At 68.3% G+C, this 23,758-nt stretch carries 21 protein-coding genes; 9 read left to right on the top strand and 12 right to left on the bottom strand.

The features are described from left to right. Positions 1-198: 198 nt before the first annotated feature. The 3 genes from rplT to infC form a co-directional block, all read right to left on the bottom strand. The gene (rplT, locus tag ON38_RS09075) at positions 199-579 is read right to left on the bottom strand and encodes a 50S ribosomal protein L20 (protein WP_039823954.1); all 381 of its coding nucleotides are present in this window, start codon (positions 577-579) and stop codon (positions 199-201) included. 113 nt (positions 580-692) lie between these two features. Further along, a complete protein-coding gene (gene rpmI, locus ON38_RS09070) occupies positions 693-887 on the bottom strand; it encodes a 50S ribosomal protein L35 (RefSeq protein ID WP_030523709.1) in 195 nt (64 codons plus the stop codon). A gap of 143 nt (positions 888-1,030) precedes the next feature. After that, entirely contained in the window at positions 1,031-1,675 is a 645-nt protein-coding gene (gene infC, locus ON38_RS09065) for a translation initiation factor IF-3 (RefSeq protein WP_039823999.1), read from the bottom strand. A gap of 336 nt (positions 1,676-2,011) precedes the next feature. Here infC and ON38_RS09060 point away from each other — a divergent pair, with 336 nt between their 5' ends. Beyond that, positions 2,012-2,539 (top strand): DinB family protein, encoded by a 528-nt coding sequence (locus ON38_RS09060; protein ID WP_039823953.1) that lies wholly within the window; start codon positions 2,012-2,014, stop codon positions 2,537-2,539. A 30-nt stretch (positions 2,540-2,569) separates the two neighbouring features. Then, positions 2,570-2,911 (top strand): DUF1844 domain-containing protein, encoded by a 342-nt coding sequence (locus ON38_RS09055; RefSeq protein WP_030523712.1) that lies wholly within the window; start codon positions 2,570-2,572, stop codon positions 2,909-2,911. Between the two features lie 512 nt (positions 2,912-3,423). Here ON38_RS09055 and uvrA read toward each other — a convergent pair. Together uvrA and ON38_RS09045 are read right to left on the bottom strand one after the other, a co-directional pair. Then, positions 3,424-6,447 (bottom strand): excinuclease ABC subunit UvrA, encoded by a 3,024-nt coding sequence (uvrA, locus tag ON38_RS09050; protein WP_039823952.1) that lies wholly within the window; start codon positions 6,445-6,447, stop codon positions 3,424-3,426. 389 nt (positions 6,448-6,836) lie between these two features. Then, positions 6,837-8,009 carry a beta-ketoacyl synthase N-terminal-like domain-containing protein gene (locus tag ON38_RS09045; RefSeq protein WP_245563976.1) on the bottom strand — a complete coding sequence of 391 codons (1,173 nt, stop codon included), beginning with the start codon at positions 8,007-8,009 and terminating at the stop codon, positions 6,837-6,839. A gap of 155 nt (positions 8,010-8,164) precedes the next feature. Between ON38_RS09045 and ON38_RS09040 the strand changes: the two genes are divergently transcribed. Further along, complete coding sequence (locus ON38_RS09040; protein ID WP_039823950.1) at positions 8,165-9,496, top strand: sensor domain-containing diguanylate cyclase; 1,332 nt, start codon at positions 8,165-8,167, stop codon at positions 9,494-9,496. Between the two features lie 174 nt (positions 9,497-9,670). Then, complete coding sequence (locus tag ON38_RS09035; protein ID WP_039823997.1) at positions 9,671-11,953, top strand: HelD family protein; 2,283 nt, start codon at positions 9,671-9,673, stop codon at positions 11,951-11,953. 71 nt (positions 11,954-12,024) lie between these two features. On the opposite strand, the gene ON38_RS09030 is transcribed toward ON38_RS09035, so the two are convergent. The 3 genes from ON38_RS09030 to ON38_RS09020 form a co-directional block, all read right to left on the bottom strand. Next, entirely contained in the window at positions 12,025-12,477 is a 453-nt protein-coding gene (locus ON38_RS09030; protein ID WP_039823948.1) for a universal stress protein, read from the bottom strand. Between the two features lie 324 nt (positions 12,478-12,801). Beyond that, positions 12,802-13,215, bottom strand: a complete 414-nt coding sequence (locus ON38_RS09025; protein WP_039823947.1) for a DoxX family protein — start codon at positions 13,213-13,215, stop codon at positions 12,802-12,804. 57 nt (positions 13,216-13,272) lie between these two features. Further along, complete coding sequence (locus ON38_RS09020) at positions 13,273-14,151, bottom strand: DUF6597 domain-containing transcriptional factor (protein ID WP_245563975.1); 879 nt, start codon at positions 14,149-14,151, stop codon at positions 13,273-13,275. Between the two features lie 407 nt (positions 14,152-14,558). On the opposite strand from ON38_RS09020, the gene ON38_RS09015 reads away from it, so the two are divergent. Next, complete coding sequence (locus ON38_RS09015; protein WP_039823994.1) at positions 14,559-15,029, top strand: VOC family protein; 471 nt, start codon at positions 14,559-14,561, stop codon at positions 15,027-15,029. A gap of 29 nt (positions 15,030-15,058) precedes the next feature. On the opposite strand, the gene uvrB is transcribed toward ON38_RS09015, so the two are convergent. Then, positions 15,059-17,251 (bottom strand): excinuclease ABC subunit UvrB, encoded by a 2,193-nt coding sequence (gene uvrB, locus ON38_RS09010; protein ID WP_281004606.1) that lies wholly within the window; start codon positions 17,249-17,251, stop codon positions 15,059-15,061. Positions 17,252-17,399: 148 nt separating this feature from the next. Between uvrB and ON38_RS09005 the strand changes: the two genes are divergently transcribed. Next, complete coding sequence (locus tag ON38_RS09005; protein ID WP_039823946.1) at positions 17,400-17,924, top strand: ribonuclease FAU-1 family protein; 525 nt, start codon at positions 17,400-17,402, stop codon at positions 17,922-17,924. Between the two features lie 76 nt (positions 17,925-18,000). Here the strand turns inward: ON38_RS09005 and coaE are convergent, their stop codons facing one another. Further along, positions 18,001-19,197, bottom strand: a complete 1,197-nt coding sequence (coaE, locus tag ON38_RS09000; protein ID WP_039823945.1) for a dephospho-CoA kinase — start codon at positions 19,195-19,197, stop codon at positions 18,001-18,003. Positions 19,198-19,381: 184 nt separating this feature from the next. On the opposite strand from coaE, the gene ON38_RS35910 reads away from it, so the two are divergent. Next, positions 19,382-19,594: a hypothetical protein gene (locus ON38_RS35910; RefSeq protein ID WP_157181709.1), complete on the top strand. Its 213-nt coding sequence runs from the start codon at positions 19,382-19,384 to the stop codon at positions 19,592-19,594. Positions 19,595-19,653: 59 nt separating this feature from the next. Here ON38_RS35910 and ON38_RS08995 read toward each other — a convergent pair whose 3' ends face one another. Then, positions 19,654-20,355, bottom strand: a complete 702-nt coding sequence (locus tag ON38_RS08995; protein WP_218000749.1) for a TetR/AcrR family transcriptional regulator — start codon at positions 20,353-20,355, stop codon at positions 19,654-19,656. A 103-nt stretch (positions 20,356-20,458) separates the two neighbouring features. Here ON38_RS08995 and ON38_RS08990 point away from each other — a divergent pair, with 103 nt between their 5' ends. After that, positions 20,459-21,136, top strand: coding sequence for an NAD(P)-dependent oxidoreductase (locus ON38_RS08990; protein WP_039823941.1), 678 nt, complete (start codon positions 20,459-20,461; stop codon positions 21,134-21,136). A gap of 69 nt (positions 21,137-21,205) precedes the next feature. Here the strand turns inward: ON38_RS08990 and rpsA are convergent, their stop codons facing one another. Continuing rightward, complete coding sequence (rpsA, locus tag ON38_RS08985; protein WP_039823939.1) at positions 21,206-22,672, bottom strand: 30S ribosomal protein S1; 1,467 nt, start codon at positions 22,670-22,672, stop codon at positions 21,206-21,208. 167 nt (positions 22,673-22,839) lie between these two features. Here rpsA and ON38_RS08980 point away from each other — a divergent pair, with 167 nt between their 5' ends. Continuing rightward, complete coding sequence (locus ON38_RS08980) at positions 22,840-23,724, top strand: class I SAM-dependent methyltransferase (protein ID WP_039823937.1); 885 nt, start codon at positions 22,840-22,842, stop codon at positions 23,722-23,724. Positions 23,725-23,758: the final 34 nt, after the last annotated feature.

Genomic DNA, 23,758 nt, shown 5'->3' with positions numbered 1-23,758 from the left:
GCAGCTGCTTCGGTCACCGCCACCCCGGAACCGATCAACCCGATCAGCTGATCACCGAACCGGGCAACATCCTCGGAAAACGACACGGTCGCCGCAACCTCTCATATCGAGAGTGTTGCGACGACCGCGTGAACCCAAGGAGGAGGGGGCCTTATTGCACATCGGGCCGGACAGTCGGACCGGACCCGGAATAACGACTCAGGCAGCCGGAGCGTTGACATCCTCGGGCAGCGCGGCCTTGGCGACGGCGACCAGACCGGCGAACGCCTCGGCATCGGAGACGGCCAGCTCGGCGAGGATCTTGCGGTCGACCTCCACACCGGCGGCCTTCAGGCCCTGCACGAAACGGTTGTAGGTGATGTCGTTGGCGCGGGCCGCGGCGTTGATCCGGGCGATCCACAGCTTGCGGAAATCACCCTTGCGGGCCCGGCGGTCCCGGTAGGCGTAGGTGAGCGAGTGCAGCTGCTGTTCCTTGGCCTTGCGGTACAGGCGCGAGCGCTGCCCGCGGTAGCCCTTGGAGGCCTCGAGGATGGAACGGCGCTTCTTCTGAGCGTTGACGGCCCTCTTGACGCGTGCCACTGGTCAGTCCTAATCGATCTTGGGGGTGCCCGGTCGAGCGCACCCGAGTGGGTCGGTTCTTCGGCGTCCGGTCGCGGAGGCGGTGCCGGACGGTATCGGTCCCGGGGAGGGGATCAGATACCCAGCAGCTTCTTCACACGGCGGACGTCGGACGCGGCGACCGACTCCGTGCCGTCCAGACGACGAGTCCGGCGGGTGGGCTTGTGCTCGAGCAGGTGCCGGCGGTTGGCCTGCTGACGGCGCAGCTTGCCCTTACCGGTCACCTTGAAACGCTTCGAAGCGCCGCTGTGGCTCTTCATCTTCGGCATGGCAACCTCAATCTGTGTCGTGCCCGCGCAGGGGCGGACCAGGTGTACTGATCAGCGTTATTGCGGACTCGACGCAATGACGCTGCGGCGTGCGCCGCGATATGTGCGGCGGGGCGCCGCAGTGTTCGCGGCCTACGCCGTTGTTATTGCGCGACCGGCCGACCGGCATTCGGCGCCGCGCCGCCGGGCTGCGACCGGACCGAATCCTCGGCGGCCTTGGCCCGCGTCTTCGCACCCTTGTGCGGGGCGAGGACCATCGTCATGTTGCGGCCGTCCTGCTTGGCCGAGGTCTCGACGAAACCCAATTCCGCCACGTCGGAGGCCAGCCGCTGCAGCAGCCGGAACCCGAGTTCGGGCCGGGACTGTTCGCGCCCCCGGAACATGATGGTGACCTTGACCTTCGACCCCGCCTCCAGGAAGCGCACCACATTGCGCTTCTTGGTCTCGTAGTCGTGATCGTCGATCTTGGGCCGCAGCTTCTGTTCCTTGATCACGGTCTGGACCTGGTTCTTCCGGGACTCGCGCGCCTTCTGCGCGGTCTCGTACTTGAACTTGCCGTAGTCCATGATCTTGCAGACCGGCGGACGTGCGTCCGGCGCGACCTCTACGAGGTCGAGGTCTGCTTCCAGGGCGACGCGTAGTGCATCTTCAACACGCACGATCCCAACCTGTTCACCGCCGGGTCCGATGAGCCGGACCTCGGGAACACGGATGCGATCGTTGATGCGGGTCTCAGTGCTGATGGGGCCTCCTAGGTCTAGCGGTGTCGTCCGACGACCGCTCGAAATGAACCCCTTGTTCAACACGAAGGCCCCGCCGCGATATTTCGCCGCCACGAGGCCCGATGTCGACCGGTCCGCGCAGGTCGTACACGCCTGCGCCGCGAGCACGCCCGGAGGCGGATCACGAACCCGCCTGCCAGAGGCGGGCGACCGGACCGTTTGACCAGGCGATCACTCGCCGGCAACGGTGGGAGTCGGGCTCCACTTGTCTGCCCCGGACAGGACCGGGGCGGTCGTCGCCGAAAAGTCTAACAGCAGGGGTCGGCATCCGGCGAATCGCGCCCCGGACCCCGGGCATAAACCGCTTGCCCCGCCGGCGGCGCCGTGCCAGGCTCGACGCCCGTGAGCAGCCGACGTGACCTGCTGCGCTGGCAATTCGACCTGGTCTGGTCGCTGTCCCAGCTGCATTTCGAGGCCCTGACCGATGACGATACGCACTGGACGCCCGCCGCGGTGAGCTGGACCGTGCACCGCGGTGCCGACGGCCGCTGGCGCCCGGATTTCGCGGAGACCGAGCCCGATCCCGTACCGGTGCCGACCATCGGCTGGCTCACCTGGCATATCGACTGGTGGTGGAGTTCGGCCATCGCGCACGCCCAGCGCAGGCCGGTACCCGAGCGCACCGAGGTGTACTGGGCGGGCGATATCGCCGCGGCCCTCGCCCGGCTGCACACCCTGCGCGAGCAATGGCTCGCGGTGCTCGACCGCGCCGATGAGGCCGCACTCGACGCCGCCACCTCCTACCCCTGGCCGGCGGAGGCCGGACTGACCGTCGCCCACCTGGCCGCGTGGGTCGATGCCGAGCTGATGAAGAACGTGACCGAGATCGGCCAGTTGCGCATGCTGCGCGCCGCCGGACCGGTGCACTGACCCCGGCCCCCGGTTCTCTAGCCTGGGATCATGACCGAACAGCCCGAAGGCGATGTGCGCGAACTGGCCGAAATCCCCGCCGTGGAGGTGATCAGTCGTGCCGCCGTGATGCTGATGAGCTCGGCGGCGGAGAAACTCGGGCTCGGCGACGACGATCCGGACAACAGCCCGCGCCGCGATATGGACGAGGCGCGGCGGGTGATCACCGCGCTGGCCGGGCTGATCACGGCGTCCGTGGAGTATCTGGGCCCGCACGCGGGGCCGTTGCGGGAGGGGCTGCAGTCGCTGCAGAAGGCGTTCCGGGAGAGTTCGGCCGTACCCGACGCGCCCGGCGCCGGCCCGGGTGAAAAGTACACCGGTCCCGTCTACTGACCCGGATACCCGAGGGCAGCAGTGTCCCGGTAGATCCTGTGCGGTTTCCGGATACGAGACAGCCCGACCCGGCCGCACCGCCGGCGGGCGCGGACACTCGGTACGACGCCCACGGCAGTCCCCCACTCGCTACTCCCACCCGGCCGGCGCGGCACCGCCCGGGCCCGGTCGCCGCCCTGCTCCACGCGGCACCGAGCGGGGGCGGCGTGGAGTAGGGCGGCGGATACGCGTCGCCCGCGGGCCGGACGTCGCCGATGATCTGAATCTGTATGTACACCGCCACCTTCAGGTCGGTCCGGCGCTTGCCACAGCGGATCGACGCAACGATCAGCGCCGGCCCCCGGTACCCGCGCCGGTGATCCGCGGCGCGAGCACCTATACCGACGGGGCCACGCCCGGCCGGCCCGCTGGGTGGCACTCCGGGCGGGGCAGGTGATCGCCCGGTCGCGCGCCGACCCGGGACTCACCCGGCCCCTCCCGGCACCCGCCGTTTGCCCGCATGCGACCGCCGGTCAGCGCAGGGCGGCGGCCTTCCGCGCCAGCCGTTTGGCTTTCTGCGGGTCCGGTATCTTAGCGGCCGGCTCCTCCGTCGCGGCGGCCTTCTTCTTCGCCGAAGGCGCGGCCTTTCGCGCCGCCGGGGCCGCCTTCTTCGCCGAGGCCGCCTGCTTCGGCGGGGCCGCGGGCTCGGCCAGGATCTCCTTCAGGAACTGGCCGGTGTAGCTGTCCGGATTCGCGGCGATGTCCTCGGGTGTCCCGTCGCCGACCACCGTGCCGCCGCCCGATCCACCCTCGGGACCCATATCGATCACCCAGTCCGCGGTTTTGATCACGTCCAGGTTGTGTTCGATGACGATCACGGTGTTGCCCTTGTCCACCAGGCCGTTGATCACCGCGAGCAGTTTGCGGATGTCCTCGAAGTGCAGGCCGGTGGTGGGTTCGTCGAGGATGTAGACCGTCCGCCCGTTGGAGCGTTTCTGCAGTTCGGCGGCCAGTTTCACCCGCTGCGCCTCACCACCGGACAGCGTCGTCGCGCTCTGCCCGAGCCGCACATAACCCAGCCCCACGTCGACCAGGGTCGACAGGTAGCGGTGGATGGAGGTGACCGGTTCGAAGAACTCGGCGGCCTCCTCGATGGGCATATCGAGGACCTCGGCGATGGTCTTGCCCTTGTAGTGCACCTCGAGGGTTTCCCGGTTGTAGCGGGCGCCGTGGCAGACCTCGCACGGCACGTACACATCCGGCAGGAAGTTCATTTCGATCTTGAGCGTGCCGTCGCCGGAGCACGCCTCGCAGCGGCCGCCCTTCACATTGAAGGAGAAGCGGCCCGGCTGGTACCCGCGCACCTTGGCCTCGGTGGTGGAGGCGAACAGACTGCGGATCTTGTCGAAGACGCCGGTGTAGGTGGCGGGATTGGAGCGCGGGGTACGCCCGATCGGCGACTGGTCCACCCGCACCAGCTTGTCCAGCTGATCGAGTCCGTTGACCCGGGTGTGCCGGCCCGGGACCTGGCGGGCGCCGTTGAGCTTGTTGGCCATGACGGTCGCCAGGATGTCGTTGACCAGCGTGGACTTACCGGAACCGGATACGCCGGTGACCGCGGTGAGCACACCCAGCGGGAAGGCCACATCGATGCCCCGGAGATTGTTCTCGGTCGCCCCGACCACGGTGACCCGCCGCTTCTTGTTCACCGGGCGCCGCACCGGCGGGATCTCGATCCGCTCCCGCCCCGACAGATAGGCGCCGGTCAGCGAGTGCTCGTCGGTGAGCAGGTCGGCATAGGTGCCGCTGTGCACGACCCGGCCGCCGTGTTCGCCGGCGAGCGGGCCGATATCGACCACCCAGTCCGAGGCACGGATGGTGTCCTCGTCGTGTTCGACCACGATCAGGGTGTTGCCGAGGTTCTTCAATCGGGTCAACGTCTCGATGAGGCGCCGGTTGTCGCGCTGGTGCAGGCCGATGGACGGTTCGTCCAGCACGTAGAGCACTCCGACCAGGCCCGACCCGATCTGGGTCGCCAGCCGGATGCGCTGGGCCTCACCGCCGGAGAGGGTGGCCGCGGCCCGGGACAGTGTCAGATAGTCCAGGCCGACATCGAGCAGGAAGCCCAGCCGCGCCTGCACCTCCTTGAGCACCTGCCCGGCGATGGCCGCCTGCCGCTCGCCCAGGGTCAGCGCGTTCAGGAACTGCGAACAGTCGCGGATGGACAGTTCACTGACCTCGGCGATGGATTTCCGCTCCTCGTTCGCGGTGAGCGTGACCGCCAGGATCTCCGGCCGCAATCGCGCCCCGTTGCAGACCGGGCACGGCACATCCCGCATATAGCCTTCGTAATGCTCCTTCATCTGCTCGGACTCGGTGGAGTCCAGCCGCCGCTGCAGGAACGGCATGACCCCTTCGAAATCGGCGTAGTAGGAGCGTTTCCGGCCGTAGCGATTCGTGTACACGATGTGCACCTGATCCGAGCTGCCCTCGAGTACCGCTTTGCGGGCCCGCGGCGGCAGCTCCCGCCAGGGTGTATCCAGATCGAAGCCCTGGGCCGCGGCCAGGCCGGACAGCAGCCGCAGGAAGTATTCGGCGCTCTGCCCGCGCGACCACGGCGCGATCGCCCCCTCGGCCAGGCTCAGCTCCGGATCGGGCACCACCAGTTCCGGGTCGACCTCCTTGCGGATTCCGAGACCGGTGCAGTCGGGGCAGGCACCGTAGGGCGAGTTGAAGGAGAACGAGCGCGGTTCGAGGTCCTCGATATCGAGGGGGTGGCCGTTGGGGCAGGCCAGTTTCTCCGAGAAACGGCGCTCCCGGTCGTGCGCGTGCTCGTCGCGATCCACGAAGTCGAGCACCACGATGCCGTCGGCGAGGCGCAGCGCCGTCTCGATGGAATCGGTGAGCCGCTGTTTGGCGGTCGGTTTCACGGCGAGGCGGTCCACCACCACCTCGACATCGTGCTTCTCCTGCTTCTTGAGCTTCGGCGGATCGGTGAGCGGGTACACCACCCCGTCCACCCGGACCCGGGCGTAACCCTGCGCGTGCAGCTGGTCGAAGAGGTCGACGAATTCACCCTTGCGGGTACGCACCACCGGCGCCAGCACCTGGAACCGCACACCCGGTTCCATGGCCAGGACCTGGTCGACGATCTGCTGCGGGGTCTGCTTGGCGATCAGCTCCGAGCACACCGGGCAGTGCGGGACACCGGCGCGCGCGTACAGCAGTCGCAGGTAGTCGTGGACCTCGGTGATGGTGCCGACCGTGGACCGGGGGTTGCGGTTGGTGGATTTCTGATCGATCGAGACGGCGGGTGAGAGCCCCTCGATGAAGTCCACATCGGGTTTGTCCATCTGGCCGAGGAATTGCCGCGCGTAGGCCGACAGCGATTCCACGTAGCGGCGCTGCCCCTCCGCGAAGATCGTGTCGAACGCCAGGCTCGATTTACCCGACCCGGACAAACCGGTGAAGACGATGAGACTGTCGCGGGGCAGATCGAGGTCCACCCCCTTGAGGTTGTGCTCCCGAGCTCCGCGCACAGTCAGGCGTTCCGCCACCAGGTCGGTCCCTTCTCGTCATCGTTCGTCATCGCTAGTGCCGCCGCGCCCGTTCGCACCGTGTGGGGTCACACCGTGTCCGCAACAGCGCGGTGAACGGCCCGATCCGCCCGGCCGGTCGCCGCCGGCCCGGGCCACAGGGCGGGCCCGCGGTGATGGTAGGACCGGCCACCGACAAGTTTCGCCGGACGGCCGCACCCGAGCAGTTCACGGGACGTGACCCGACTGCCGCGCCTACCTTCGCTCGGGGCGCCCCGGCAGGATCTCGGGGCGGGCGCCGGCAACCGGCGGCATGCGCCGGCCGGACGGGCTCACCAATCCAGAGTAGGCCAACCCGGTGTGTCCAGGGGGCGTGGCACCGGCCACTCCCCGGCGCCCGGCCGCCACCGTCAGGCGGCCGGGGCCAGAATCACCATGGAATTGTTCCCACCCATCCCGAGCGAGAGCTTCGCGGTCAACTCCGTACCCGCCGGAGCCGGCCCGTTCAGCAACCGCGGATGCGCCCGCGCCACCGCGGGCGGTGCCGGCACGATCCCGCGCTCGTAACCCAGCGCCGCGGCCGCGAGCTCCACGGCACCCGACGCGGATTGGCAATGCCCGACCAGTGGCTTCATCGAGTACACCGCGGGCCGGTCGTCGAAGACACGGGCGAGCACATCGCGTTCGGCCCGGTCGCACTGGGCGGTACCGGTCCCGTGCGCATTGAGGAAACCGATATCGGACGCGCCGACACCGGCGTCGAACAGGGCGCCCCGCACACAGTCCACGATCCGGTCGTGGCTCGGCTCCACCGAAACCACATGGTGGGCTTCACTGTTCATCGCACCACCGAGGACGCGGGCGTAGGCCCGGCCGGAGCCGCGACCGAGGACGAACCCCACCGCCGCCTCCCCCACGCTGAATCCCCGGCTGCCCTCCTGGAACGGCCGGCAGCCCTGCAGCGATTCGACATCGACCGCAGCGGCGCCCAGCTTCGCGAACTGCCGCACCAACTCCGGGGTGGCCGACAGATCCGAGGCCACGCACACCACATCGTCCGCCAGACCGGCCGCCAGCCACAGCCGCGCCTGCAATATCGCGACATTGGCCGAACTGCACGCCGCCGACACTCCCATCACCGGGCCGGTGAACCCGAACGCCTGGGTCACCACCGAGGCCGGGGTGGACGGCAGCAGCCGCAGGAAGTCCCGCCCGCGGAACCCGGCGCCGGCGGGACCGGAGAAGTCCGCGTGGTGCCGGACATCGCCCAGCACGGCCGCGTGCACCAGGCCGACTCGGGGACCGGGTTCCCAGCCGCGGGCACGGGCATCGGCCACCGCCTCGTCCACCGCCGCGAATACCGCGCGCCCGTACCGGGTGCCGTACGCCGGATCGCCGCCCTCGGGCACCAGGGCAGCCCAGCCCCCGGTGGCGGGGTCGATTCCGTAGCCGGGTTCGAACCGGGCCGCGGAGCGCCCGCTCAGCACTCCCTCCCACAATGTTTCCCGACCCCATCCGTATCCGGTGACGGCACCGATCCCGACTATCGACATAAGATCGATGCTGAATCCGGTCCCCGCCATGACAATCTCCTCGCCGGTTCCCGCCCTCGGCACCGCCGGGAACACGTCTTGGCGTGATCAATCGAGATCACGTCCACTATGTCCGATTTTATGCGTGTGGATACCGGAGTAGTGCCGTGTTTGAATGTCCGGGTCCGCCGACGATGGGGGTTGGTATGGGAGAGCGCAGGGCGTCCGCCGCCGAGCAACTCGCGCATCGGTACCGCTCCCTGGTCGAGCACTCCCCCGACGGCATCTGTGTCCACGAACGCGGCATCGTCGTCTACGCCAATCCGGCGGCCCTGCGCATCATGGGCGCCAAGAACCTCGCCGAGGTCCTCGGGCAGCACATCGCGCGCTTCGTCCACCCCGATTTCCGCCAGCCCATGTACGAGCGGATCGCCGGCCTGACCGCCACGGGTAACGCCTCCGAGCCCACCGAGATGGTTCTCCTGGCACTGGACGGCCGCGAGGTCCCGGTGGAGACAGTCTCGGTACTCACCGCCTGGCACGATCGCCTCGCCTACCAGGTGGTCATCCACGATCTGACCGCCCAGAAAGCGGCCGAACGCGCCCAGCGACGGGCCGAGCAGCACTTCACCACGGTGGTCTCCCAGCTGGAGGAAGGGGTGGCGGTCATCTACCGGGACGGCACCATCGCCTCGGCCAACCCCGCCACCCGCCGGATCTTCGGCATCGACGACCGGATACCGCTGGTGGGCTCCAATATCACCGCGCTCCCCTTGGAACTGCTGGACTCGAACGGCAGGTCGATGCCCAAGGAGCAGCATCCGGTGGCGCGCACCCTGGCCACCGGCGAAACCGTCACCGCGTACGTGTTCGCGGTCGTCCGCCCCGACGGTCAGCGCCGCTGGCTCGCGGTATCGAGCCGGCTGCTCAATCCCGACGAGAAGGGCACCGCCGCGGTGTGCTCGTTCGCCGATATCACCGAATATCTGGCCAGCCGCCGGCAGCTCGAATACCAGGCCACCCACGATCCGCTCACCGGGCTGGCCAACCGGTCGCTGATCCTGTCCCAGCTGTCCGGAGCGCTCGCGGCCAGCGGTACGCATCAGGTGTCCACGGTGATGTTCATCGACCTCGACGGCTTCAAATCGATCAACGACACCATGGGCCACGCCATCGGCGACACGGTGTTGCGAATCGTCGCGCATCGACTACAGCGCGCGCTGCGCAGCGAGGATCTGGTGGGCCGGCTCGGCGGTGACGAATTCTTGGTACTGCTGTCCGGGCGGCCCGGCGACGAGGAGCTCGAGCCGCTGGTCCGGCGATTGCGCGCGGCCATGGCCGAACCGATCGTCGCGCGGGGGCATCGGATCGCGGTGAACGCGTCCATCGGGGTGACCACCCTGGAGCCGGGCGATCCGCGCACCCCGGAAGCGGTTCTGCACGATGCCGATGTGGCCATGTACGAGGCCAAGTCGCCGAGCCGGCGCGATGGCACGCGCGGCCGCGGCATACGCGGCGACAATTCGCACGTCTCGTGATCGCACCGGTGTGACCTGCGCGAACAACATCCGATACGAACCCGCAGTAGACTCGACAACTCTGTGCACGCCATCCCGCCGTGCCCCGCCGAGCCCGTCCCGCCGTGGGTGAGAAGGAGTCAGAACTTGCCCGACAACCGCACCGAGGAACGCCCCACCGAACCGGCGCCCGAGGTGGCGTCTCCGGACACGGCGACGCGGGACCTCGACCACGAACAGGCGTACCTGTCGGTGCTGTACGAGCGGCTCGACGGCATGCGCGCCTACGCCGACAATCGGCTGCGCACCGTCCTGCTGGAGACCGGCGGCACCCCGCAGGCCCGCACCGAACGCGAGTCGTTCACCCAGCTCTACACCGAGGACCTGGCCAAATACGATGCCGCCGAGCACGGCCTGTGTTTCGGCCGCATCGATCTCGCCACCGCGGACAGCGATCCGGAACAGCGCTATATCGGCCGGCTGGGGATCCTCGACGAGGACAACGACTACGAACCCCTGCTGCTCGATTGGCGGGCTCCGCTGGCCCGGCCGTTCTATCTGGCCACCACCGCGGCACCGGACGGGGTGCTGCGGCGCCGCCACATCCGCTCCCGCAACCGCCGGGTGACCGCGGTCAACGACGAATACCTCGATCTCGAAGCCGCGCACCGGGCCGGGGTCACCACCTCCGACGGTGGCGTCGGTAGCGAGAGCGCCCTGCTGGCCGCGCTGAACGCCGCCCGCACCGGCCAGATGGCCGACATCGTGGAGACGATCCAGAGCGAACAGGACGCGATCATCCGCGCCGAACACAAGAGCGTGCTCGTGGTGCAGGGTGGCCCGGGCACCGGTAAGACCGCGGTGGCCCTGCACCGCGCCGCCTATCTCCTGTACACCTATCGCCAGCAACTCGCCAAGAGCGGCGTACTCATCATCGGCCCCAACGCCACCTTCCTGGACTACATCGGCCAGGTGCTGCCGTCGCTCGGTGAGACCGGGGTGCTGCTGTCCACCATCGGCGATCTGTACCCGGGAGTGAAGGCCACGCTCACCGACTCCCTGCGCGCCGGGCAGTTGAAGGGTTCGACGAGTGTGCTGGACATCCTGAAGAACGCCGTACGCGACCGCCAGCAGGTGCCGGGTGAGCCGATCACCCTGAGTTTCGACGGCTATCCGGTGACCCTGGACCGCAAGATCGTCACCCGGGCCCGCGGCCGGGCCCGCTCGTCACGTCGACCGCACAACCTCGCCCGGCCCATTTTCGCGTCGATGGTGATCGAAGCGCTCACCGATCAGCTCGCGCAGACCATGGGTGCCGACCCGGCCGGTAACGGCCGCAGTCTGCTCAGCGCGGCGGATCTGTCCGAGATCAGCGACGAGCTGCGCGCCGACCCGAAGATCCAGCGGGTGCTGGCCGAGTTGTGGCCGATGCTCACTCCGCAGCAGGTGCTGGGCGACCTGTTCGCCGACGCGGATCGGCTCGAACGCGCCGCCGGCAAGGTGCTCGATCCGGCCGACCGCGCCGAACTACTGCGCACCGGTACCGGCGAGTTCAGTGCCGCCGACGCCCCGCTGCTGGACGAACTCGCCGAACTCCTGGGCACCGACGACGCCGAGGAACGCGAACGTGCCCGCCGGCGCTGGCGCGCCCAGCTCGCCGAGGCGCAGGACGCACTGGACATCCTGACCGGATCGGCCCCGCAGGATCTCGAGGACGAGCTCGACCCGGAGATCCTGATGGCCTACGACCTCATCGACGCGAGCCAGCTGGCCGAACGCCAGCAGGTGCGCAACCGCCAGACCACCGCCGAACGCGCCGCGGGCGATCGCACCTGGACCTACGGCCACGTGATCGTGGACGAGGCGCAGGAACTGTCGGAGATGGCCTGGCGCATGGTGATGCGCCGGATCCCGAATCGCTGGATCACCGTGGTCGGCGATATCGCGCAGACCGGCGATCCGGCGGGCGCGAGCTCCTGGGCGGACATGCTGGAACCGTATGTGGCCAAACGGTGGAAACGCACCGAGCTCACCGTCAACTACCGGACCCCGTCGGAGATCATGGCGGTGGCGGCGGACGTGCTGGCCACGATCGACCCCACCGCCGAGGTACCGCGCTCGGTCCGCGATTCGGGCGTGCCGCCGCGGGCGCACCGGGTAGCGGCGGCGCGACTGCCGGCGGAACTGTCCGGTCTGCTCGCCGCGGAGCAGGGCCCGGGCACCGCCGCGGTGCTGACCCCGGCCGCTCTGGTCGGCGAATTATCCGGGCTGGCAAGCGAATACGTGCGGGTGCTGACGGTGACCGAAGCGAAAGGTCTGGAGTTCGATGCGGTGTACCTGGTGGAACCGGGTGCGGTGATCGCCGAATCACCGCGGGGCCGTAACGATCTGTACGTCGCCATCACCCGGGCCACCCAGCGGCTCACCGTCGTGCACAGCGGCGATCTCCCCTCGGAATTGCACCGGCTGGCCGAGTGAGGCCGGCGGAACGCGCCCGCCCCGCCCGGAAGACGTGATCCGGGCGGGGCGGGCGGTCCGCGATCGCGGTATCAGCGCACGGTGTGCACGATCAGCACATCGGACTTCGATTTGCGCGCCACATCGGAGGGCACCGAGCCCAGCAGCCGACCGGCCAGGGTGTTCAGGCCCCGGTTACCGACCACGAGCAGATCGGCCTGAGTCTCTTTGACCAGGTCGAGCAGGGATTCGACCGGTTCGCCGACAATGGCTTTCTCGACGATCTCCTTGGCCCCGGCGGCAGCCGCCTTGTCGCGGGCCACGCGCAGGATCTCGTTGGTGGGCGCCGAACCACGAACCTGGTACGCCTCGTCCTTGAGCATATCGCTCGCGGCGGCGACGTCACGGTCGTCGGTCGGGTAGTAGGCGCAGGCCACGATCAACGTCGAGCCCGCGGCGCCGGCCAGTGACGCGGCCTTTTCCACGGCGACGTACGACGAGTCCGAGCCGTCGGTACCGACGACAATGGTCCGGTAGGCGGTCATTCTCTCCTCCAACTGTGCGGGGTATAAACGCGGCTGCGCCGCTTGCTCGTGGAAAGTCGGGCGACGGCGCAGCGACTGCGTAGACCATAGCCGGAACACCGGCCGGAATATCCGGATTCGTTGTACATCACAGCGGTGTTCGACTACGGTGCCGTTTCACATTTCCACACGGGCCCACGAGGCACGCCGCGTCTACCTGGCACTTTCCCCACCGGCCCGGCCAAACCTGTGAGGGGTCACAAGCAATACGAACGCCGTTGGCGCCGTAGGACTTTCCTCACAGTGCCGGTGCCCGTCGGAACCGGCAGTGCCATTTCGGTGCGGTCAGAGGGAGAACAGCGGACCGGTAATCGTCAGACCCAATTCCTCGGTGTGCGCGAAAAACGCGAACAGCATCAGGCAGGCCCCGGCGAGTGCGAGGTCCTTGTTGAACTGGATCGTCTCGGCCTGGGTGGCCTCGGCCTCGGTTTCCTTCCAGAAGGCGTGCATCATGATCATGGTGGGTACCAGCATGATCAACAGCAGCAGGGCGCCCAGGTCGGCCCAGATCCCGAACAGGATGCTGATACTGCCCAGCAGCATGAGCAGCCCGGACCCCTGTACCGCCAGCTCCGGCACCGGCACCCCCTTGGCCCGCGCATAGCCCGCCATGGCCTTGGTCTGGGTGAAATGTCCCAGCGCCGAACTCAGGAAGAGAATGACGAACATCACGCGGCCGATCAACACCACGACATCCATGTACAGCTCCTCATCAGTCGCCGACGGTACCGCTTCGCCCGAGATTCGCTCTGACGATTATGAGGCCGGGAGGACCTTGGAGGTCACCTCATCGCGCGAGCGTAACGAATTCTTGGCATATTCCAGCGGAGCCATTCCGACTTCCGCCGTGAACTCACGGGTGAAATGCGCTTGATCGAAATAACCGAGTTCGGCCGCCAGCGCCGCGAGATCCGCGATACGACCGCGGGCCAGGAGATCCGCGCCGTCCTGTAATCGATATCGCCGCAGCACCCATTTCGGTCCCGCACCGATATAGCGGCGGAACAGCCGCTGCAGTGTGCGCACCGGCACACCGAATCGCTCGGTGACCTGGTCGACCCGGGTCAGTTCGGGATCACCGGCCATCGCGGCGGCGATTGTGAGCACCAGCCGGTAATTGGCGTCGTCCCGGCGCGCGCGGGTGCCCAGATATTCCTCGACCAGGCGGCGGCGGCCGGGATCGCCGGGTTCGGCCAGCACCCGGTCGACGAGGTCACCGGTATCGGGCAGCGCCTCGTCCAGCGGTACCGCACGATCCCGGAACGCGCCGACGTCGAGTCCGGTGAACGCCCCGAAGCCGCCGGGCCGGAACCGGACACCGAAGGTCTCCCCCCGGCCGATCAGTTCACGCACGTACTTCTTCGTGCAGACGCCGTTGACGAAACCACCGCGGCATTCGCCGTCCCGTTCGAAGGTGATGTGGACGCACGGATACGGCAGCACCTCCGCGTAGTAGGGCGCCCGGCCACGCAGATCCCAGCGCACCGACCAGTACCAGTCCACATAGTCCGATACCGCGGCGCCCGCCGGCAGGCGGTTCAGCGTGCGGTACCGCTCCTGCTCGTGCGGGTGCAGGATCGCCTTGCGGTCGCCGGGAGAAGGTACTTCGGTCGCCGGTATCCGGGCGTCGGTCACGGGCTCGGCCTTCCCTACCCGGACCTGGAGGTGTCGGCACCGGTTTCCGGCGGCCGGAAGGCGACCGCCGGCCGGTCGCGACCTCGCGCCCCGATGCCGGCCGGCCCGGCGGCGCCCCCGGTCGACGGGAGCGGGCGGCTACCCGTACCCGCGGCGGCCGAATCGGGCGGGACCGAGCCAGGAGTGCATCGGCACCGGCCCGCCACCTCGTACGGGGTGGCCGGGCGTGGCATCTCGTGCCCGGCTCCGCTCCACGGGCGCCACCCGGCGCGAGCGACCGGGAAAGGAGGACGAGCGCCGCCCACCCGACGGCACTGCGCGGGTGTACCGGTGGGCCCGGGCAGTGCCATCGTGAGCTGTCGCTTTCTTACAAGAATCCACGACTCCGGCCCGGCAGAGTCATGGGCATGAGCGAAACAGTCGATCCCATCCCCGAGGGCTACCACTCCATCACCGTGTTCATCGCGGTCTCCGACGGCAACGCCGCCATCGATTTCTACACCGCGGTATTCGGCGCCGAGGTGATCTCGCGCAACGATATGCCCGACGGTCAGCCCGCCCACGCCGAACTGAAGATCGGCGATTCCACCATCCAGCTGGGGCTCCCGGTCCCGGACCAGAATGTGCTGGCGCCCAGCGGCGACTGGGTGCACACCTCGCTGGTGCACTACTGCCCCGATGTCGACGGCGTGATCGCCCGCGCCCGCGAGCACGGCGCCCGGGTGGCCGAAGACCCGGCCACCTTCGTCACCGGCGACCGGTACGGCGCCCTGAAGGATCCGTTCGGCCATCGCTGGGTCGTGATGACCCGGGTGGAGGACGTCTCCCGCGAGGAGGCCGAGCGGCGCGTGAACGAATGGATGGCCACCCAGGCCTGAACCCGGCGGCCGGCGCGGTCCGGACCAGGTCACTGCAATCCGGCCGCGTCCATACCGCGCAGCTCCTTCTTCAGGTCGGCGATCTCGTCGCGCAGCCGGCCCGCGAGCTCGAACTGCAGCTCGCGGGCCGCGTTCATCATCTGATCGGTGAGTTCGGCGACCAGATCGGCCAGTTCGGCGCGGGGCATGGACTTGATATCGCGACCCTCCACGATGCCCGCGCTGACCGCCCGGCCGGGTTCGCCCTGGGCCCGGCGGCCACGGCTGGCATTACGGCCGGAACCGCCGACCTCCACCTCGTCACCGGCCTCGGAATAGACCTGATCGAGGATATCGGCGATCTTCTTGCGCAGCGGTTGCGGATCGATACCCATCTCCGCGTTGTAGGCGAGCTGTTTGGCGCGCCGGCGTTCGGTCTCGTCGATGGCGTCGCGCATGGAGTCGGTGATCTTGTCCGCGTACATGTGCACCTCACCGGACACATTGCGGGCGGCCCGGCCGATCGTCTGGATCAGGCTCTTCGTACTGCGCAGGAAGCCCTCCTTGTCGGCGTCCAGAATCGCGACCAGCGAGACCTCGGGCAGGTCCAGGCCCTCGCGGAGCAGGTTGATGCCGACCAGCACGTCGTACTCGCCCAGCCGCAGCTGTCGCAGCAGCTCGACCCGGCGCAGGGTGTCGATCTCGGAGTGCAGATACCGCACCCGCACCCCGAGACCGAGCAGATAGTCGGTGAGATCCTCGGCCATCTTCTTGGTGAGTGTGGTGACCAGCACCCGCTCGTCGCGCTCGGTCCGCAACCGGATCTCGTGCACCAGGTCGTCGATCTGTCCCTTGGTGGGCTTCACCTCGACCTTCGGATCGACCAGGCCGGTGGGACGGATGACCTGCTCCACCACCTCGCCGCCGGTGCGGCCGAGCTCGTAGTCGCCCGGAGTGGCCGACAGATACACCGCCTGCCCGATCCGTTCGGCGAACTCCTCCCAGGTGAGCGGGCGGTTGTCCACCGCCGAGGGCAGCCGGAAACCATATTCGACGAGGTTGCGCTTACGCGACATATCCCCCTCGTACATACCGCCGATCTGCGGCACGGTCACGTGGGATTCGTCGATCACCAGCAGGAAATCGTCCGGGAAATAGTCGAGGAGGGTGGCCGGCGCCGAACCGGCGGGCCGGCCGTCGATATGGCGCGAGTAGTTCTCGATACCGGAGCAGAATCCGACCTGCCGGATCATTTCGAGGTCGTATTGGGTCCGCATCCGCAATCGCTGCGCCTCGAGCAGTTTGCCCTTGCGCTCCAGCTCGGCGAGGCGTTCCTCGAGTTCGGCCTCGATAGCGACGACGGCCCGTTCCATCCGCTCCGGCCCCGCCACATAGTGCGTGGCCGGGAAGATACGCACCGTATCCACCTTGCGCACGACATCCCCGGTGAGCGGGTGCAGATAATAGAGTTCCTCGATCTCGTCGCCGAAGAATTCGATCCGGACCGCCAGCTCCTCGTAGGAGGGAATGATCTCGACGGTATCGCCGCGCACCCGGAACGAGCCCCGCGTGAAGGACATGTCGTTGCGCGTGTACTGGACGTCCACCAGCATCCGCAGGAACGCGTCGCGGTCGACCTCGGAGCCCACCTCGAGCAGGACGGAGCGGTCCAGATAGGACTGCGGTGTGCCCAGACCGTAGATACAGGACACCGACGCGACCACCACCACATCCCGGCGCGACAGCAGCGCGGAGGTCGCCGAATGGCGCAGCCGCTCCACATCGTCGTTGATCGAGCTGTCCTTCTCGATATACGTATCGGTCTGGGCGATATACGCCTCGGGCTGGTAATAGTCGTAATAGGAGACGAAATACTCGACCGCGTTGTGCGGGAACATTTCGCGTAGTTCGTTGGCCAGCTGCGCCGCCAGCGTCTTGTTCGGCGCCATCACCAGAGTCGGCCGCTGCAGCCGCTCGATGAGCCACGCCGTCGTCGCGGATTTGCCGGTGCCGGTGGCGCCGAGCAGCACCACATCGGGTTCGCCCGCGGTGATCCGGCGCTCCAGTTCCTCGATCGCGGCGGGCTGATCACCGGCCGGCCGATGCGGGCTGACCACCTCGAACCGCCCACCGGTGCGTTCGATCTCACCGACCGGACGGAACTCCGATCGGGCCAGCGGAGTCTCTCCGTCGGCCTCGGTCCCGCTGACGCCGGCCGCACGGAGTTCGGTTGCGAATGCCATGCCCCAAGACTAGGCGCGGACACCGACAGAATCCCGCCCTCGACCTGTGCCGGAGCCCACGCACCGAGACCGCAGGGCGGGGGCGTGGCTCCGGCACGCCCGGCGGCCCCGAGGCGCCCGGTGCGGCCAGTGGGTAGATTCGGCAACTGTGACAGAGGCACCGACCGTGGACGTCCACCGGCCGAAGGTGGAGTACTTCGATATCGCGGAACTGACGAACACCGACCCCAAGGGTTTCGTCCGCGATGTGGAGCGCTACCACCTCGAACCCTGGGGGCTGTACATGGCGCGGACCGCCGACCACCCCCAGTTCCACTACATCGAGTCGTGGCTGCTCCCGGCGTTGCACCTGCGGGCGACCGTGTTCCATTTCCACCCGGCCCATCGGCGCGATCAGGACTACTACCTCGATATCGGCGAATTCGGCGAGGTCGGGCCGAAGAAATGGCGCTCGGAGGACCACTATCTCGATCTGGTGGTCCGCACGGGCCGGGAAACCGAACTGCTGGACGTCGACGAACTGCTCGCCGCCCACGCCGTGGGTCTGCTCGACGCCCGCGCCGCGGAGCGGGCGATCGCCACCGCCACCCGGGCGATCGACGGTATCGCCGCCCACGACCACGATTTCCTGGCCTGGACGGCCTCCCTGGATATGCCGCTCACCTGGCTGTGACGCCCCGGACCCCGCATCGGGTCCGGCCCGGCGCTCGCCCCGCGCAGCGGACGCACCCACCCCGATACCGCCGCCGCTACTCCGGATGCGCGGCCCGCCAGGCGAGCACCCGCGGGTACACCGCATCGAACCAGGGCTCCTTGACCGCCGGATAAGCGTCGACCGCTTCCTCCCGGTCCGGTCCCGCGGCCGCGGCCGCGGCTTTCTGCTTCACCTCGACGTATTCCGCCCGCGCGTCCGGTTCGGCGCGCAGCCAGTCACGGAAGGCGAGCGCGAACTCCTGGCCGGGCCCACCGGCGGCGCGCAGATGGACATACGCCGGGCGGCCGGGATCGGCGCTACCGTGCACGCGTTTCTCCCAGCGCCCCGGATCCGCCCCGGCATCGGGCTTCGGCGCGTCGTGGGTGTGCTGCGGGATCGCCGGGAATCCGGCTGCGGCCAACGCGTCGCGGATACCGTCGGCCGCGGCGAGGTGCGGCACGGTGATCTGCAGGTCGATGAGATCCTTCGCCGGCAGGCCGGGCACGGCGGTGGACCCGATATGGTCGATCCGCACCGCGGCGGCACCGGCGGCCACCCGCAGCCGCGCGATCAGCCGCTGCGCCTGCGCGGCCCATTCCGGATCCGGGTCGACCAGCCGCGGCGCCGGCCGTACCGCGGTACCGGTACGCATATTCGCCTCGAACGGGACCAACCGCTCGTCCCACAGCCGCGCCACGGCGGCTTCGACCGCTCCGGCGGGGCCGTTGTTGTCCAGCAGCACATCGGCGGCGGCCCGGCGCTGCTCGTCGGTCGCCTGGGCCGCGATCCGGGCCCGCGCGTCCTCCTCGGGCACACCACGGAATTCCACCAGGCGCCGGATCCGGGTCTCGGCGGCCACATCCACCACCAGCACCAGGTTCATGAACGGCGCCATATGGTTCTCCACCAGCAACGGCACATCCTGGACCACCACGGCGTCCGGCGCGGCCGCGGCGAAGAGCTCGGCCGTACGCTGCCCGACCAGCGGATGGGTGATGGAGTTCAGGGTGTTGCGGGATTCGTCGTCGCGAAAAGCCTTGGCCGCCAGGGCCGGCCGATCCAAGCTGCCGTCCGCGGCCAGAATATCCGAGCCGAATGCCTCGACCAGAGCGGCGAGCCCCGGCGTTCCGACCGCGACCACCTCGCGCGCGATGACATCGGAGTCGATGAGCACCGCACCCCGCTCCACCAGCGCTCGCGCGACCGTCGATTTGCCCGCTCCCATACCGCCGGTGAGGCCGATTCGTAACATTCGCTCAGTCTCGCATCCGCCCGTACCGGCGTGGCGGCGAGGTGTTTCGCGCACTACCCGCTCGACACGCCCAGGCGCGGCGGAACGGCGCAAATGTCCTGATTACGCCAGTAACTGCGTTAGTGTTCGGCCTGAGTGCACGCCCCGATTCACCGCTTCTGTTACGGATAGCAAAGGAACGAGCATGCGCATCAGGCACTACCGCACAGGCCGGCACCGGCTGGGGGCGCCGGGGCGGGTGCACTGTCTCACCATTCCGGCCGTGGCGGCGTATCTGTCGAAGAATCGCCGGCCCTGGCTCAGTCTTTTCACCATCGCACCACGCCACAGTCTCGCCGCTCATCGCCCGCGTCCGTCGATCGTCTGGCCGCGCTGGGTCCCGGTCCCGGCAGGTTAGTACCTCGACGGACAACGGTGGCCCGGTCCTCGGACCGGGCCACCGTTGTATTCCGGGCGCTAGAGTCCCAATCCGTCGACCAGCTCCTCCATCTCGGCGCGGAAGAGTTTGGCCGGGTCGGCGGTCTGCGAACGCAGATGGCCGTAGACCTCGAGCGAGATGAGGCCGTGCATCCGGCCCCACATACGCAGCGCGAAGGCCAGTCCGGCGGGCGGCAACGCCGGAAATTCCGCTCGGACGTGCCCCGTGAGCTCCGGGCCGAAATCGTCCCATTCGACGTCGGCGTCCGCGGCCCGGCCGCGACGGTGGGGCCAGACGGCCGCCGCCAGGCCGACCAATCCGGTGCAGGCCCGCAGCTCGGCTTCGGCGGCCGCGCCGCCCGGAGGTGGTCGATAGCCGGGAACCGGGTCCCCGTAGACGAGCCGGAATTCCGCGGGCCGCTCCACCGCCCAGCCACGTACCGCTTCGCCCCACGCCACGATCCTGCCGCCGGGGTCTGCCACCGGGATCGCGTCCCGGGCCGCTTCGAGGCGATCGACCAGGGCCGCGTAGACATCGGCGATCAAGGTGGAGATCAGATCGTCACGGGTCGCGTAGTAACCGTAGACAGCGCCCGCCGTCATCCCCATTTCCCGGGCGATCGCCCGTAGGGCGATCGCATCGGGGCCCCCCTCGGCGAGCAGCCGTAGCGCGATCGCCTTGATCTCGCGGGTGGTCTCCGCACGTAGCCGCTCCCGGCGGCTCATCACAACCTCGGCCACGCTTGACACTCTACAGAGTGCAGCTAGTGTTCCTCGTGTAGTTACTGAACACCGTGTAGTAAATGCACGGCATGAACCACAGCATGACGAACCAGGAGTGGGCATGTATATCGGAGTTTTCGGCGCGACCGGCGTGATCGGCTCACGCGCTGTCACCGAAGGCGTACGCCGTGGTCATCGGATACGGGCCTTCACCACCGAGGAGTCCCGCTTTCCGGAAGAGCGCAGCGGCGTCGACTGGCAGGTGGCCGACTGGCGCGACGCGGACAGTATCGCCGGCGCGATCGCCGGGCTGGACGTGGTGATCAGTGCGGTCAACGCCGGGCACGGAATCGAGGAAACGATCGGGCGCGCCGGCGACTTCGTGACGGGCGCGCGGGCCATGGTGGCCGCCCTGGCACGGCATCCGCACACGCGGGTGCTCGTGGTCGGTGGCGCGGGCAGTCTCGAGGTCGCCCCCGGCCGGCAACTCGTGGACGAACCGGGCTTCGCGGACAACCTTCCCACCGCTCTCGGGGTACCCCGCGAGTATCACCGGGTCGTCGCCGCATTGCGAGACGCGCTGAACATCTATCGCACCTCGAATCGGCTCTGGACCTACCTCAGCCCGTCCTCGGGCCGCATCGACCCCGGGGAACGGACCGGCCGATTCCGTATCGGCGGCGATCAACTGCTCGATACCGGCGGCCGCGACATCTCCGCCGAGGATGTCGCGGTGGCATTACTGGACGAAGCGCAGCTTCCGCAGTACATCCAGCGTAGGTTCACCGTCGGGTACTGACGCAGCAGACCCCGGTCCACCAGGGACCGGGGTCTGCTGTTCGGCTATCGGCTACCGATATCCGCCCTGTCAGGCGTTACCGGACAGCTTCTCCCGCAGGGCCGCGAGCTGGGCGTCGCTGGCCAGCGAACCGCCGGCCGACTCCTGCTGGCTGGCGCTGGACTGCGCGCCGCTCTCGGAGGAGTAGTTCGACGAACCCCCGCCACCGGCGGCCTCGGCCGCGGCGTCGGCCGCCATCTTCTCCATCTGCGCGGTGTGCATCTTGTGCCGGCGCTCCGCCTCGGCGTAGCGGCCTTCCCACTCCTCGCGCTGTTTGTCGAAGCCCTCGAGCCATTCGTTGGTCTCGGGATCGAAGCCCTCGGGGAAGATGTAGTTGCCCTGCTCGTCGTAGCTGTCGGCCATGCCGTACTTCGACGGATCGAACTCGGGGCTGTAGTCCTCGTTGGCCTGCTTGAGGCTCAGCGAGATCCGGCGACGCTCCAGGTCGATGTCGATGACCTTGACCATGGCGTCGTCGCCGACGACCACGACCTGGTCCGGGACCTCCACGTGGCGCTCGGCCAGCTCGGAGATGTGCACCAGGCCCTCGATGCCCTCTTCGACGCGCACGAACGCGCCGAAGGGAACCAGCTTGGTGACCTTGCCCGGCACGATCTGGCCGATGGCGTGGGTGCGGGCGAACTGCCGCCACGGATCTTCCTGGGTGGCCTTCAGCGACAGCGAGACGCGCTCGCGGTCCAGGTCGACGTCGAGCACCTCGACGGTGACCTCGTTGCCCACCTCGACCACCTCGGACGGGTGATCGATGTGCTTCCAGGAGAGCTCGGAGACGTGCACCAGACCGTCGACACCGCCGAGATCGACGAAGGCGCCGAAGTTGACGATGGAGGAGACCACACCCTTGCGGACCTGGCCCTTCTGCAGCTGGTGCAGGAATTCGCTGCGCACCTCGGACTGGGTCTGCTCCAGCCAGGCGCGACGGGACAGAACCACGTTGTTGCGGTTCTTGTCCAGCTCGATGATCTTGGCCTCGATCTCCTTGCCGACATACGGCTGCAGATCACGCACCCGCCGCATCTCGACCAGCGAGGCGGGCAGGAAGCCGCGCAGACCGATATCGAGGATCAGACCGCCCTTGACGACCTCGATCACGGTGCCGCGAACGGCCTCGTCCTTCTCCTTGAGCTCCTCGATCGTGCCCCAGGCGCGCTCGTACTGCGCACGCTTCTTGGACAGGATCAGGCGACCCTCTTTGTCCTCCTTGGTGAGGACAAGGGCCTCCACCTCATCGCCCACGGAAACGACCTCGTTCGGGTCGACATCATGTTTGATGGAGAGCTCGCGAGACGGAATGACGCCTTCGGTCTTGTAACCGATGTCGAGCAGGACCTCGTCGCGGTCGACTTTGACGATGGTTCCTTCGACGATATCGCCGTCGTTGAAGTACTTGATCGTGGCGTCGATGGCGGCGAGGAAATCCTCGGCGGAGCCGATGTCGTTAACGGCTACCTGCGGCGAGGTGACGGTGGTGGGCATGTGGCGGTTTGCTCCGGACGGATTGTGATCGGTTGCGGACATTGAGACTTTCGGTACGCTGCGATACACCCAGCGGCTCCAGGTGTGATCACTTGCGCGTTCAGCGTACGCGACCCGGAACCGGGCGGGCAAACGACCCCCCGCAGCGGATCTATAAGCTTCACATCGTGTCCGACGACCTCGTCCAAGATCGCCACGCTCAGGCCACCGAACTACTGGGCACCGCGGGTGCGGCACGCCTGCGGGTCGGGTCGGCCGAGAGCGAACGCGCCAACCGGCGCTGGTGGGACGCCGACGCCGGCCAGTACCACGATACGCACGGGGATTTCCTCGGCGCCGACAGTATCGGCGGCGAATTCATCTGGTGCCCGGAGGGCCTGCACGAGGGCGATATGCGGTTCCTCGGTGAGGTCACCGGCAAACGGATCCTCGAGATCGGCTGCGGATCGGCGCCGTGCGCCCGCTGGCTGGCCGGTCAGGGCGCCCACCCGGTCGGACTCGATATCTCACGGGGAATGCTGTCGCGGGGGCTTGCCGCCATGGCCCGGGGTGGACCGCGGGTGCCACTCGTACAGGCGGGCGCCGAGGCCCTGCCGTTCGCGGACGAATCCTTCGACCTGGCCTGTTCGGCCTTCGGGGCGGTCCCCTTCGTCGCCGACTCGGCATTGGTGATGCGGGAGGTCGCCCGGGTACTGCGGCCGGGCGGGCGCTGGGTGTTCGCGGTGAATCATCCGATGCGGTGGATCTTCCGCGACGATCCCGGCCCGGACGGTCTCGAAGCCGTGATCCCCTATTTCGACCGCACCCCCTACACCGAGATCGACAGCGAGGGCCGGTGCACCTATGTGGAACACCATCGCACCATCGGCGACCGGGTCCGGGAAATAGTGGGGGCCGGGTTGCTGCTCGACGATATCGTCGAGCCGGACTGGCCGGAGTGGCTGGATCGGGAGTGGGGCCAGTGGAGCCCACTGCGTGGGCAATTGTTCCCCGGGACGGCGATCTTCGTCAGCCATAAGCCGCCGGAGCCGGGCGCGCGCACGACGAACTGAATCCGCCGGGAGAATTCCGGCCACCGTTCGCGGC

Source organism: Nocardia testacea NBRC 100365 (genome assembly GCF_000308775.1).
In the GTDB taxonomy this organism is placed as follows: Bacteria; Actinomycetota; Actinomycetes; order Mycobacteriales; family Mycobacteriaceae; genus Nocardia; species Nocardia testacea.
Note: the sequence above shows the minus strand (reverse complement) of the source record. Positions and strands in the feature narration are given on the sequence as shown.